Annotated in this window: 11 protein-coding genes and 1 pseudogene; all 12 read right to left on the reverse strand. The window is 67.8% G+C overall.

Annotated features, from left to right (window positions below; genetic code table 11):
* On the reverse strand, positions 1-590 hold a 590-nt coding region (locus tag ACTIFJ_RS13050), incomplete at its 3' end, for an NAD-dependent epimerase/dehydratase family protein (RefSeq protein ID WP_439534553.1).
* Complete coding sequence (locus tag ACTIFJ_RS13055) at positions 587-1117, reverse strand: dTDP-4-dehydrorhamnose 3,5-epimerase family protein (RefSeq protein ID WP_439534554.1); 531 nt, start codon at positions 1115-1117, stop codon at positions 587-589. The genes ACTIFJ_RS13055 and ACTIFJ_RS13050, both read right to left, overlap by 4 nt.
* Positions 1117-2349, reverse strand: coding sequence for a methyltransferase domain-containing protein (locus ACTIFJ_RS13060; protein WP_439534555.1), 1233 nt, complete (start codon positions 2347-2349; stop codon positions 1117-1119). Before ACTIFJ_RS13060 ends, ACTIFJ_RS13055 begins: the two co-directional genes overlap by 1 nt.
* Positions 2346-3428 carry a CDP-glucose 4,6-dehydratase gene (gene rfbG, locus ACTIFJ_RS13065; protein ID WP_439534556.1) on the reverse strand — a complete coding sequence of 361 codons (1083 nt, stop codon included), beginning with the start codon at positions 3426-3428 and terminating at the stop codon, positions 2346-2348. The genes ACTIFJ_RS13060 and rfbG overlap by 4 nt, the downstream gene beginning before the upstream one ends.
* A 5-nt stretch (positions 3429-3433) precedes the next feature.
* Complete coding sequence (rfbF, locus tag ACTIFJ_RS13070) at positions 3434-4207, reverse strand: glucose-1-phosphate cytidylyltransferase (RefSeq protein WP_439534557.1); 774 nt, start codon at positions 4205-4207, stop codon at positions 3434-3436.
* A gap of 49 nt (positions 4208-4256) precedes the next feature.
* Positions 4257-4922, reverse strand: a pseudogene (locus ACTIFJ_RS13075) (glutathione S-transferase family protein).
* Positions 4923-4976: 54 nt separating this feature from the next.
* A complete protein-coding gene (locus ACTIFJ_RS13080) occupies positions 4977-5246 on the reverse strand; it encodes a hypothetical protein (RefSeq protein ID WP_439534558.1) in 270 nt (89 codons plus the stop codon).
* Positions 5243-9796, reverse strand: a complete 4554-nt coding sequence (gltB, locus tag ACTIFJ_RS13085; RefSeq protein WP_439534559.1) for a glutamate synthase large subunit — start codon at positions 9794-9796, stop codon at positions 5243-5245. The genes ACTIFJ_RS13080 and gltB overlap by 4 nt, the downstream gene beginning before the upstream one ends.
* A gap of 19 nt (positions 9797-9815) precedes the next feature.
* Entirely contained in the window at positions 9816-10394 is a 579-nt protein-coding gene (locus ACTIFJ_RS13090; RefSeq protein ID WP_439534560.1) for a DUF2059 domain-containing protein, read from the reverse strand.
* A complete protein-coding gene (locus ACTIFJ_RS13095) occupies positions 10394-11866 on the reverse strand; it encodes an NAD(P)-dependent oxidoreductase (RefSeq protein ID WP_439534561.1) in 1473 nt (490 codons plus the stop codon). The genes ACTIFJ_RS13090 and ACTIFJ_RS13095 overlap by 1 nt, the downstream gene beginning before the upstream one ends.
* 149 nt (positions 11867-12015) lie before the next feature.
* Positions 12016-12819, reverse strand: a complete 804-nt coding sequence (locus ACTIFJ_RS13100) for an undecaprenyl-diphosphate phosphatase (protein ID WP_439534562.1) — start codon at positions 12817-12819, stop codon at positions 12016-12018.
* Positions 12820-12900: 81 nt separating this feature from the next.
* Positions 12901-13866 (reverse strand): complex I NDUFA9 subunit family protein, encoded by a 966-nt coding sequence (locus ACTIFJ_RS13105; RefSeq protein WP_439534563.1) that lies wholly within the window; start codon positions 13864-13866, stop codon positions 12901-12903.
* Positions 13867-13881: the final 15 nt, after the last annotated feature.

Here is a 13881-nt window from a genome sequence, read left to right on the forward strand (position 1 = left end):
CGGCGCTGGGCACCATCGGAGGTGGCGACGCGGCGGCCGGCGCGGACGGAATCGACGACATCGGCGAGCAGCCGGCCCGAGCGCTCGTCCGGGCCATAGGGGAAGAAGAGGCGGCCCCAGGCCAGCGACAGGCCGAGGATCGGGGCGGCGGCGGCGAGCGTCTGGAACAGCCGGGCCTTGGCGGTGCCATAGAGGGTGGCGGGGGCGAGCGGCGTGACGGTCTCCTCGAGCCGGGGATGCGACCAGTCATATTCGGCGCAACTGCCGGCGATGACGGCGCGGCTGCCGCCGGCGGCGGCGAAGCCGCGGACGAGGCGCAGCGTGGCGGCCATCCAATCCAGATTCTCCGGTGCCTGCCAGAATTTGCCGGGCTCGGCATACCAGGCCAGATGGAGAAGATGGCTGGGGCGGATGGCGGCAAGCAGCGGCGCCGGATCGACGGCGAGGAGATCGATAGCATGGACCTGGCAGCCCGAGGCCGGATCGGGATGGCGGCCGAGCAGGTGGATCTCGTGGCCGGTGGCGCGCAGCGGGGCGAGCGCGGCGCGGCCGACGAACCCCGAGGCGCCGGTGACGACGATACGGCTCATCCAGCGAAGTCCGGATAGCCGGCATCGCGTTCCGAAATCAGAGCCGGGGCGGCCGGCCAGGCAATGCCGAGCGCCGGGTCGTTCCAGCGCAGGCCATAGCCGGCGCCGGCCATATGGGCGCTGCCCATATGGTAGAGCACGTCACTGTCCGGCGTGAGGGTGAGGAAGCCATGCAGGCAGCCGGGCGGGATGTAGAACAGGGTGTCGCCGCTGGCCGGCAGGTCGACGCCGACATGGGCGAGCCGGGTCGGCGAGCCGGGGCGGAGATCGACGGCGACATCGAAGACATGGCCGCGCACGCACTGGACGAGCTTGGCCTCCTCGTGCGGCGGATGATTGCCGTGCAGGCCGCGCAGCGTGTGCCGGTGCGGATTGCGCGAGAGGTTGAGCTGGACCGGGGTGAAATCGATGCCGGCGGCGGCGAACTCGGCGGCGCAGAAGGTGCGGGCGAAGCTGCCGCGCGCATCAACGTGCGGCGCGGTGTGGACGATCCAGGCGCCGGCGATGGCGGTGGGCTCGAAGCGCATCAGTCGATGGTGAGCGCGGGAACGGCGGTGACGAAGCGGCCGCCCCAGGCGCGGATGCCGGCGAGCTGGGCAGTGACTTCGGCGCGCAAATTCCACGGCAGGATGAGGACATGATCGGGCCGCGCCTCGAAGATCGCTTCCGGCGGGCGGATCGGGATGTGGCTGCCGGGTGCCAGCCGGCCCTGCTTGGCGGGGCTGCGATCGGCGATGAACAGCATCGCCTCGGCATCGGCGCCGCAATAGTTGAGCAGCGTGTTGCCTTTGGCGGCGGCGCCGTAGCCGGCGACGGTCTTGCCGGCGGCGCGGGCCTCGGCGAGGAAGGCGTTGAGGCCATCGCGGACGGCGCGGCAGCGGGCATCGAAGCCTTCATAGCCAGCCGGGCCATCGAGGCCGGCGGCGACCTCGGCGGCGCGGACGATCGCCACGCCCGGATGGAGCGGCCAGGACGCGCCGGTGCGGCAGGCGAAGACGCGCAGCGAGCCGCCATGGGTGGGGAACTCCTGGCAATCGAAGACGCGCAGGCCGTGGCGGGCGAAGACATTCTCGACGGCGAGCAGCGACAGATAGGTGTAATGCTCGTGGTAAATGGTGTCGAACTGGACGCCCTCGATGGTCCGCAGCAGGTGCGGGAACTCGACGGTGAAGACGCCGTCCGGCTTCAGCAGCGTGGCGATGCCAGCGGCGAAATCATTGATGTCCGGCACATGGGCGAGAACGTTCTTGGCGGCGAGCAGATCGGCGCTGTGGCCGGCGGCGGCCAGCCGGCGGGCGGTATCGAGGCCGAAGAAGCTGATGTCGGTGGGAACGCCCCTGGCGATGGCGGCGGCGGCGGTGTTGGCGCTCGGCTCGACGCCGAGCACCGGCACGTCGGCGGCGACGAAATACTGGAGCATATAGCCATCGTTGCTGGCGATCTCGACGACCTTGGACTGGGCGCCAAGGCCGAAGCGCGCGGTCATGGCGTCGGCATAGGCCTTGCAGTGCGCCAGCCAGCTGTCCGAGAAGGACGAGAAATAGGCATAGTCATCGTTGAAGATGGCCTCGCGCGGGACGACGGATTCGACCTGGACGAGCAGGCAGGCATCGCAGACCCGGGCGTGCAGCGGATAGCGCGGCTCGGGCGCGTCGGCATTCTCCGGGCGGATATTGCTGTTGGCGAGCGGTTGCAGGCCGAGATCGACCCAGGTGCGGGTGAGCGGCGCGCCGCAGCCGAGGCAGGCGGGAATGGTCATAGGGCCTCATAAGCAGAAAGCTGGGCGAGCGACAGGGCACGCGCCGGGGTGCCGGCATCGAAGCCGCGGTACCAGTCGGCGGTCCATTGCAGGGCCTCGGCGCCGGCAAGGCGGGGGCGCCAGCCGAGCCGGGCGGTGGCGGCGGCGCTGTCCAGCGCCAGCGCAGGCGCCTCGGGCGGATGGAGCCCGGGGGCCTGCTGCCAGGGCTCGGGCAGCCCCAGCGCCTTGGCCATGACCTCGGCGACCTCGGCGACGGGAAGCGCGGGATCGTCGGCGGCGGGGCCGAAATTGAGCGCGCGCGGCGCATCGGCGGTGGTGGCGAGCGCCTCCAAATGGATGAAATAGCCGGCCAGGCAATCGAGCACATGCTGCCAGGGGCGGGTGGCGGCCGGATAGCGCAACTGCAGCGGCTGGCCGGCATGGAGCGCGCGCCAGACATCGGGGATCAGCCGGTCCGCCGACCAGTCGCCGCCGCCGATGACATTGCCGCCGCGCGCCGTGGCCAGCGGCAGGGTCTTCAGCCTGCTATGGGCATAGGCGGCGGTGACCAGCTCGGTGCCGGCCTTGGAGGCCGAATAGGGATCCTCGCCGCCGAGCGGATCGGATTCGACGAAGCGGCGGCCACAGCCGGTGTTGCGATAGACCTTGTCGGTGGTGACGACGAGCGCTGCTTTGACATCCGGGCTGCCGGCCAGCGCGTCGAGCAGGTTGACCGTGCCCTGGACGTTGGTGGCGAAGGTGCGCGCCGGATCGGCATAGGCGGCACGGACCAGCGGCTGGGCGGCCATGTGGAGGACAAGAGTGGGGCGGGCATGATCGATGGCGGCGCGGACGGCGGCAGCGTCGGTGATGTCCTCGATCATGCTGTGGTGGGCGCGGAACGGGGCGAGCTGGCTGTGCAGGTCCGGCACATGGTCGGGCGCCAGCGCCAGGCCATGGACGATGGCGCCCATCTGTTCGAGCCACAGCGCTGCCCAGCTGCCCTTGAAGCCGGTGTGGCCGGTGAGCAGGACGCGCTGGCCACGCCAGAACCCGCGGTCGGGCAGTCTGGGCTTTTGGGGGGCCTTTTGGTGGGCCATGCGCGTTACGCCCAGATCTTCCAGGGGGCGCGGCCGCTGTTCCACAGGGCTTCGAGCTGGGTCTTCTCGCGCAGCGTATCCATCGGCTGCCAGAAGCCGCGATGGCTGAAGGCCATCAGCTCGCCGGTGCGGGCCAGCTCGACGACGGGTTCGCTTTCCCAGGGGGTGGCGTCACCAGCGATCAGATCGAGGCAGGCGGGGTTGAGGACGAAGAAGCCGCCGTTGATGAAGGCATTGTCGCCGGCTGGCTTCTCGATGAAGCCGGTAACCTGGTTGCCCGCCATCTCCAAAGCGCCGTAGCGACCCGGTGGCTGGACCGCGGTGACGGTGGCGAGGCGGCCATGCGCCTTGTGGAAGGCGATCGAGGCGCCGATGTCGACATTGGCAAGGCCGTCGCCATAGGTGAAGCAGAAGCTGTCCTCACCGGCCAGATAGGCGGCGACGCGCTTCAGCCGGCCGCCGGTCATCGTCGCCTCGCCGGTATCGACCAGCGTCACTTTCCAGGGCTCGGCGTTGCTGGCGTGGACCTCGGTCCGGCCGCTGGCCATGTCGATGGTGACATCGGACATGTGCAGGGCATAGTTCTGGAAATATTCCTTGATGACATAGCCCTTGTAGCCACAGCAGATGATGAACTCGTTGACGCCGTGGGCGCTGTAGATCTTCATGATGTGCCAGAGCAGGGGGCGGCCGCCGATCTCGATCATCGGCTTGGGGCGGAGGTGCGTTTCCTCGGAAATGCGGGTGCCAAGCCCACCGGCGAGAATGACGGCCTTCATGATGATACCCTTTTACGCATGGCCTTGCCGCCAATTGGAGGGGTTCGGCTCAGAAGTCCAGCTTGTCGTAATGCTCGGGCGGGGGCAGGCCTTCCATCCGCTCACCGAGCAGGGGGCGGAAGGTGGGCCTTGATTTCATGGCCGAATACCAGATCCGTGCCGGCTCATGACCGTCCCAGTCGAGGCCTGACAGATAGTCGACGACGGAGATTTGGGCGGCGGCGGCGATGTCCGCCATGCCGAAGGCGCTGCCCGACAGCCAGCGGCGGCGCTCGAGCAGCCAGTCCAGATAATCGAGATGGATTTCGGCGCTGCGGCCGGCGCTGCGCAGGACCGAGGCCTCGGGAGGGTTGCGGGTGTAGAGCCGCTTGTACATGCGCTCGCCGAGCAGCGGGGCGGTGACCTCGGCATAGAATTTCTGGTCGAACTAGGCGACGAGACGGCGGATCTCGGCGCGCTCCTCGGGGGTGCCGGAGATCAGCGGGGTGCGCTCGACGGTCTCCTCGAAATAGTCGGTGATGGCGGTGGAGTCCGACAGCACGATATCGTCCCGCCGGATCACCGGGGTCTGGCCGGCCGCGTTGAGGGCGAGGAAACCCTGACGTGCCTCCCAGGGCAGCTCATGGACGAGTTCGACGGTGATGCCCTTCACGGCAAGCGCGAAGCGGACCTTCCGGCTGAAAGGACAGAGGGGATATTGATGGAGGCGCCACATGTTAGGCGACAAGTCTTGCGCGAAAGCGGGGCGAAGGGGAAGAGGCGGGGCCGGCTATTTCGTGCGCTTGCGCCGGGGTTTGGCGGCTTCCAGCTCGGCCTCGAGCTCGGCGATGCGCAGCGCCTGGCGGACGACGATGGCCTGGAGCGCGGCGATGTCTGCCGGGGGGGCGGGCTCGGCCGGCGGCGCTTCCGGCGGCGTGGGTGGGGCGGAGGGGGCGGGCGGCGTGAACAGGCCGGACTCGCGGGCGCGACGGACCAGCGGCGCTGCGCTGGCGGCGAGCTGCATCAGCGTCTCGATCAGCGGGTCCGGCTTGTCGCTCATTCCGCGGCCACCGTTTCGGGCGTGTCGTCCAGCGGGTGCGACAGGCGGGTGAGCATTTCCTTGGGCACCACCTGCCAGAGCTGGGTGCGCGTCTTGTCCCATTCCGCCAGCAGCCCGGCGGACCAGCGCGACGCGGTCTCCCGGGCATGTTCGGCGATCAGGTCATGGACGACCTGCTCCCAATGCGCGGAACCGAGGCGGCGGATGATGACCGAGTCCGGGTTGATCCGGCGCTCGAAATGGCCATGGACATCGAGCACAAAGGCCATGCCGCCCGACATGCCGGCGGCGAAATTGTCACCGGTCGGGCCGAGGATGACGACGGTGCCGCCGGTCATGTATTCGCAGCCATTGGCGCCGCAGCCCTCGATGACCGAGACGGCGCCGGAATTGCGCACCGCGAACCGCTCGCCGGCGCGGCCGGCGGCGAACAGGCGGCCGGCGGTGGCGCCATAGAGGCAGGTGTTGCCGATGATGGCATTGTCCTGGCTGGCGAGCGGCGAGGAGACCATCGGGCGGACAGTGATCACCGCGCCGGACAGGCCCTTGCCGACATAATCATTGGCCTCGCCGAACACCTCGAGCTTGACGCCCTGGACGGCGAAAGCGCCCAGCGACTGGCCGGCCGAGCCACGCAGCCGGATGGTGACATGGCCCGGGGCCAGCCCGGTCATGCCGAAGCGCTGGGTGATCTCCGAGGACAGGCGGGTGCCCACCGCACGGTGGGTATTGCGCACCGTGTAGGTGAGCTGCATCTTCTCGCCGCGGGTGAACAGATGCTCGGCGTCCTGCAGCATGTCGGCGTCGAGGCTGTCCGGCACCGGGTTGCGGTGGCCGTCGATGCCGAAGCGGCGCAGGTGATCGGGGGCGTCGACCTTGGCAAGGATCGGGTTGAGATCGAGATCGTCGAGGTGATCGGCGCCGCGGTTGACCTGGCGGAGCAGCTCGGTGCGGCCGATGACTTCGTCGAGGCTGCGGACGCCGAGGCGGGCGAGAATCTCGCGGACTTCCTCGGCGATGAAGCTCATCAGGTTGATGACCTTTTCCGGCGTGCCGACGAACTTCTGGCGGAGCGCGTCATCCTGGGTGCAGACGCCGACCGGGCAGGTGTTCGAATGGCACTGGCGGACCATGATGCAGCCCATGGCGACGAGGCTCAAGGTGCCGATGCCATATTCCTCGGCGCCGAGGATAGCGGCGATGACGATGTCCCGGCCGGTCTTGAGGCCGCCGTCGGTGCGCAGCTTGACCCGGTGGCGCAGCCCGTTGAGGGTGAGCACCTGGTTGACCTCGGACAGGCCCATCTCCCACGGCGAGCCGGCATATTTGATGCTGGTCTGCGGGGATGCGCCGGTGCCGCCGACATTGCCGGAGACGAGGATGCAATCGGCATGTGCCTTGGCGACGCCGGCGGCGACCGTGCCGATGCCGGCCGAGGATACCAGCTTGACGCAGACGCGGGCGCGCGGATTGATCTGCTTCAGGTCGTAGATGAGCTGGGCGAGGTCTTCGATCGAATAGATGTCGTGGTGCGGCGGCGGCGAGATGAGGGTGACGCCGGGGGTGGAATGGCGGAGCTTGGCGATCAGCTCGGTGACCTTGAAGCCGGGCAGCTGGCCGCCCTCGCCGGGCTTGGCGCCCTGGGCGACCTTGATCTCGATCTCCTCGCAGGCGAGCAGATATTCGGCGGTGACGCCGAAGCGCCCGCTGGCGATCTGCTTGATCGGCGAGTTGGCGTTGTCGCCATTCGCATAGGGCGTGTAGCGCGACTTGTCCTCGCCGCCCTCGCCGCTGACGGCCTTGGCGCCGATGCGGTTCATGGCGATGGCCAGCGTCTCATGGGCTTCCGGCGACAGGGCGCCGAGGCTCATGCCCGGGGTGACGAAGCGCTTGCGGATCTCGGTGATCGATTCGACATGCTCGATCGGCACCGGGGTGGGCTGGGGCACGAAATCGAGCAGGTCACGCAGCGCGATCGGCGGCAGTTCGGAGACCGCCTGGCTGAACTTCTTGTAGTCCGAATAGCTGTCGGCGCTGACCGCGTGCTGGAGCAGATGGATCAGCCCGGCCTGATAGGCATGGGCCTCGCCATTGGCGCGGTACCGATAAAGGCCGCCGATCGGCAGGGCGGCGACATCCTCGTCATAGGCGCGCTCGTGGCGCATCCGCGAGCTGACGAACAGCGATTCGAAGCCTTCGCCAGAGATCTTGGACGGCATGCCGGGGAAGAAATCATTGACCAGCGCGCGGCTGAGGCCAACCGCCTCGAAATTGTAGCCGCCGCGATAGGCGGCGATGACGGCAATGCCCATCTTGGCCATGATCTTCAGCAGGCCATCGTCGACGGCCTTTTTGTAGCGGGCGATGCAGGCATCATGGCTGAGCGCGCCGAACAGGCCCCGGGCGTGGCGATCGGCAATGGCCGCCTCGGTAAGATAGGCGTTCACCGTGGTGGCGCCGACGCCGATGAGGACGGCGAAATAATGGGTGTCGAGCGCCTCCGAGGCGCGGACGTTGAGCGAGGCGAAGGTGCGCAAGCCGCGGCGCACCAGATGGGTGTGGACGCCGGCGGTGGCGAGGATCATCGGGATGGCGGCGCGGGCGGCGGACTGAGCCTCGTCGGTGAGGAACAGGTTGCTCTTGCCCGAGCGGACGGCCAGCTCGGCTTCCTGGCGGACGCGGGCGATGGCGACGCGCAGCGCATCGGCGCCGCCGGCAATGTCATAGGTGCAGTCGATCTCGACGGCCTGGGGGCCGAAATGATCGAGCAACAGCCGCCAGCCCTTGCTGGTGACGACCGGCGTTTCCATGACCATCACGCCCTTCTGTTCGGCGGTGCCATCGAGGATGTTGCCGAGGTTGGCGAAACGCGTCTTCAGCGCCATGACCCGGGTTTCCCGCAGCGAATCGATCGGCGGGTTGGTGACCTGGCTGAAGTTCTGCCGGAAGAAGTGGCTGAGATTGCGCGGGGACTCGGAGATCACCGCCAGCGGGCTGTCATCACCCATGCTGCCGGTGGCTTCCTTGGCGTCCTCGACCATCGGCGCCAGCAGCAGCTCCATGTCCTCCATGGTCTGGCCGGCGGCAACGAGCCGGCGGCGCAGGTCGGCGCGGTCATAGGGCGGGGCAGGCTCGGGCAGGTCGAAGCCCGGCAGCTCCTCGAAGCGGGTGAAGCTGGCGACCTTCTCGGCATAATCCTTCTCGCCGGCGATCCGGTCCTTGATCTCCCGGTCGGTGTAGAAGCGCGGCGGTTCATCGGCCTCGCCGATCATGTCGACGGCGATCATTTCACCGGGGCCGAGCGCGCCCTTGCGGATAATGTCGATCTCCGGGATGATCACCATGCCGGCTTCCGAGCCCGTGATCAGCAGATTGTCCCTCGTAAGGCAGTAGCGCATCGGCCGCAGCGCGTTGCGGTCGAGCCCGGCGACGGCCCAGCGGCCATCGGTCATGGCGAGCGCGGCTGGGCCGTCCCACGGCTCCATGACACTGGCAAAAAAGGCATACATGGCCCGGTGTGCATCGGGCATGAAATCGTCCTTCTGCCACGCCTCCGGGATCAGCATCAGCTTGGCGGTGGGCGCATCGCGCCCCGAGCGGACAAAGGCCTCGAACACCGCGTCGAGCGCGGCGGTATCGGAGGCGCCGGCCGGGATCAGCGGCTTGATGTCTTCCGAATGCTCGCCGAAGGCGGCGGCGGCCATCTTGATCTCGTGGCTCTTCATCCAGTTGGTGTTGCCGCGCACGGTGTTGATCTCGCCGTTATGGGCGAGGCAGCGGAACGGCTGGGCCAGCCACCATTGCGGGAAGGTGTTGGTGCTGTAGCGCTGGTGATAAATGGCGTAGCGGCTGATGAACCGCTCGTCCTGCAGGTCCGGGTAGAAGACCGACAGGCCTTCGGCGAGGAACAGCCCCTTGTAGATGATCGAGCGGGCCGACATCGAACAGACGTAGAAGCCCTGGATCTGGGCCTCGATAACCTTCTTCTCGATCCGGCGGCGGATCAGATAGAGGTCCTTCTCGAACGCCTGCATCGCCTCATGATCGCTGGGCAGCGGCCCGGCAATCATGATCTGCTCGATCTCGGGGCGCGACAGCATCGCCTTTTCGCCGATCACCGAGACATCGACAGGCACCTGGCGCCAGCCATAGACCTTGTAGCCGAAGCCGATGATCTCCGATTCGACGATGGTGCGGCACGTCTCCTGTGCCGTGAGGTCGGTGCGCGGCAGGAATATCTGGCCGACCGCCAGCAGATTGGGGCGCGGCTTCTGGCCGGCGCGCTCGATGTGCTGGTGGAAGAAATCGACCGGCAGCTCGACGAGGATGCCGGCGCCATCCCCGGTCTTGCCATCGGCATCGACGGCGCCACGATGCCAGACCGCCTTCAGCGCCTCGATGCCGGCCTCGACGACGCGGCGCGAGGCCTTGCCGTCTGTGGCGGCGACTAGGCCGACGCCGCAGGCATCGCTCTCCAGATCGGGGCGATACATGCCATGCTCGGCGATGCGCGCCCGTTCGGCTTCGGAATGTTGGAAGGACAGGGTCATGGGCGTGCTCTTGTCTGGACTATTTGGCGGCCGGAAGCGGCGGGAACAGCGTCTTCAGTTCGGCATCGATCTTCGGCGCCAGCGCCTGCTGGGCGGCCTGCAGACGCGGGGCGAACTGCTGCTGGACGCGCTGGTTGACCTGCGCGGCCAGCTGCGGCTGGGTGCGCAGCAGCTTGGTGCCGACCGGGGTGCGGTAGAAGGTGGTGGCCGCGGTCATCTCGGGAATGGTGAAGTTGGTGGCATAGGCCTCGATGCTGGCGGTGCGGACCGACCCCTGCATTTCGGTGTAGATCGGCCCCAGTGCATTGGCCTGGAGCACGCCCATCCGCGCCAGCGCGGCGGTGAACGCCGGCTCGTTGCGATCCGCCTTTTCCTTGAAGCGCGGGTTGTTGCCGAGCTGGGCGCGGATCAGATTGCCCTGGCGGACGCCGGCCAGCTGCTGGTCCAGCGCCGCCTTGCTGCTGGCCGGGGGGGTGAGGGTATCGACCAGCGTCGCGGCGGCCGCGGTGGCCGCTGCCGAGGGCTGGCCCTGGGCGAGCGCTGGCTGGGCGGCAGCGATGACGGGGACGGCGAGGGCGAGGGCAAGCATCATGCGCATCAGGCGGCCTTTCTCTTGTCAGCGGCAGCGGAGGCGGACGCCTCCTGCGGCCCGGCTTCGGTGCCCTGCGCGGCGCGGGCGCGGAGCCAGTTGTGAATCTGGACGGCGACGTCCTGGCCGTCACGGGCGGCCCAGACGACCAGGCTGGCGCCGCGGACGATATCACCGGCGGCAAACACGCCGGGCAGCGAGGTCATCATCGTCTTGTGATCGACGCGCAGCGTGCCCCAGCGGGTGACGGCGAGATCGGACGCGCCGAACAGCACCGGCAGGTCCTCGGGATCGAAGCCCAGCGCCTTGATGACGAGATCGGCCTGCGCCTCGAAGATCCCGCCGGGCTCCGGCTCGGGGGCGCGGCGGCCATCGGGACCGGCCAGGCCGAGCCGCATGCGCTGGGCGCTGACGCCGCTATCGGTGATGGCGGCCGGCGCGGCGAGCCAGACGAATTCGACGCCTTCCTCCTCGGCATGGGCGACTTCGCGCGCCGAGCCGGGCATGTTGGTACGGTCCCGCCGGTACAGGCATTTGACGCTGGCGGCGCCCTGACGAATGGCCGTGCGCACACAGTCCATCGCCGTGTCGCCACCGCCGATGACGACGACATGCTTGCCGGCGGCATCGAATTGCGCCGCCTCGACGACGGTATCGCCGAAATCGGCGCGGTTGGAGGCGATCAGATAATCCAGCGCATCGAGGACATGCGGCCCGTGCGCGCCGGGAACATTGACGTCCCGCGGGCGATAGACGCCGGTGGCGACGAGCAACGCGTCATGCCGGGCCTGAAGCTCGGCCAGGCTGGCATCGCGGCCGACCTCGAAATTGCGATGAATGATGATGCCGGCCTGTTCGAGCCGGTCGACGCGGCGCTGGACCACGAACTTCTCGAGCTTGAAGCCCGGAATGCCATAGGTCAGCAGCCCGCCGGCCCGGTCGTGCCGGTCATAGACATGAACGGTATAGCCCTTGATCCGCAGCCGTTCGGCCGCGGCCATGCCGGCAGGACCGGCGCCGATGATACCGACGGACTGGCCCGAGCGATCGGCGACGATGTTGATCGGCTTGACCCAGCCCATCTCCCAGGCGTTGTCGGTAATGAACTTTTCGACGGCGCCAATGGTGACCGCGCCGAAATCCTTCTCGATGACGCAATTGCCTTCGCACAGCCGGTCCTGCGGGCAGATGCGGCCGCAGATTTCCGGCATTGTCGAGGTGGCGGAAGAGATCTCATAGGCCTCCTCCAGCCTGCCCTCGGCGGTCAGCTTCAGCCAATCGGGAATGTTGTTCTGAAGAGGGCAATGGACTTGGCAGAAGGGAACGCCGCACTGCGAGCAGCGGCTGGCCTGCTCCTCCGCCTTGGCGATGATGAAGGGGCGGCTGATCTCGAGGAAATCATGCGCACGCTCTTCCACGGCGCGCTTGGCGGGCTGTGCCTGCGACGTGTCGATGAAGTGCAGCATCTTCGTGTTGGCCATGGACGAGACCCCTTTCCTGCGCTGCCCATAACCGATCGTACGGACGGAGTCATGCAAAAAGCGGCCGATGGGACAGTCTAGCTTACATATTTATCGCATGTGCGAAGCAGAGCGCGTCAAACTGGCGCGGCAATGGGTCCGATACGGTACTATCGAGCCAGGAGCCAGATCAGAGAGATGCTGCCCAGGGCAATCCGGTACCAGGCAAAGGGGGCAAAGCCGAAGCGGCCGATAAGGGCGACGAAGCCCCTGACCACGATCAGCGCGACCATAAAGGCGACCGTGAAACCGATGCCGATGGCGGCGAGATCACCGACGGCGAGCGCATCGCGCCCCTTCCACAGCGCATAGACGGTGGCGGCGGCCATCGTCGGCACGGCAAGGAAGAAGCTGTATTCGGCCGCGGTCTTGCGATCGAGACCGGCGAGCAGGCCGAACATGATGGTGGCCCCCGAGCGCGACACGCCCGGGATCATGGCGACGCACTGGCCGATGCCGACCTTGAAGGCGGTGCCGCCGGGGATCGCCTCGATGGTGCTGAACCGTTCCCGGTGCAGGCGCTTCTCGATGACCAGGATGGCGATGCCGCCGACGATCAGCGCTACCGCCACGGTCATCGGCGATTCGATCAGCCGGCGGATGCCCTCATAGGCGACAGCGCCAACCAGCAGCGCCGGCAGGAAGCCCAGGATGATGTTGCGGGTGAAGGTGATGGCCGACGGATCGCGCCGCGCCAGCCCGGAAATCACGCCGGTGAACCGACGATGATAGGCGACGAGGACGGCGAGGATTGCGCCCAGCTGGATGGCGATCTTGAAGGCCAGCTCGGCCTCGCCCTTGAAGCCGAGCAGCTCGGAAGCGAGGATGAGGTGCCCGGTCGACGAGACCGGCAAGAACTCCGTCAGCCCCTCGATGATGCCGAGGAGGATGATGTCGAAGAGGCTCTGTTCCATGGCGGCGGCTTAGCCGGGAGGATGGGGAGATGCCAGTGTTTAGCGCGAACCCGAGATGATCGCTGGGCGAGCCGCTGGCGATTATGCCGGGCGGGCGAACCGCGTGTCGCTGCGGTAACGCGCCAGCAGGGCGGGCACGAACGCGGCGAGCGGCATGGGGGTGATGCCGAGCTCGGCAAAACCGGGGCGACCGGGGGTCACGACATTGTCCTTCTGGAGCATCGCGAACTGGTCGGACGTCATCGGCACGAAGGGGAGCACATCACCGAGCCGGCCCATCAGCCGGGCCAGGCCGTCCGACAGCGTGATCAGGATACGATTCCGGCCGGTTTCGCGGTTGATCATCTCCATGATGGCCCGGAAGCTGAGCACATCCGGTCCGCCGAGCTCATAGGTCTGCCCCTGGGCGGCCGGTGTTTCGAAGGCAGCGATGACGGCGCTGGCGACATCGAGGACATGGACCGGCTGGAAGCGGCTCTGGCCACTGATGACGGGCAGGACAGGCAGGATCTGCGCCATCGCGGCAAAGCGGTTGAGAAACTGGTCCTCGGGGCCGACGACCAGGCTGGGGCGCAGGATGGTTGCGAATGGCAGGGCGGCCAATACCGCGGCCTCGCCTTCGGCCTTGGACCGGGCATAGGGGATGGTCGATGCCGCATCGGCGCCGATCGCCGAGATTTGCACATAGGCGGCGACGCCGGCGGCCGCCGCGGCCACGGCCGCCGTGCCCGCGCCGCGCGCCTGTACGGCATCGAAACGCTGGCCACCGCGCTCATCGAGAATGCCGACGAGGTTGATGCCATGGCTGGCGCCGGCAAAGGCGGCGCGCAGACCCTGACCGCTGCCGATATCGGCCCGCACCAATCCGATCTGATTGAGCCCGCCGAGCGGCTTCAGAAAACCCGCTGCATCGGGATGGCGGACGGCAACGCGGACACGACAGCCGCGCTCGGCAAGTTTCTGGACGATATAGCGGCCGAGGAAGCCGGATCCTCCAAGAACGGTGACGAGGCTGTCTGGCCCGAGGGGGGGAAGTGCGTTGTGCATGCCCTGCCCTAGCGC

The organism is Polymorphobacter sp. (genome assembly GCF_051860865.1).
In the GTDB taxonomy this organism is placed as follows: domain Bacteria; phylum Pseudomonadota; class Alphaproteobacteria; order Sphingomonadales; family Sphingomonadaceae; genus Sandarakinorhabdus.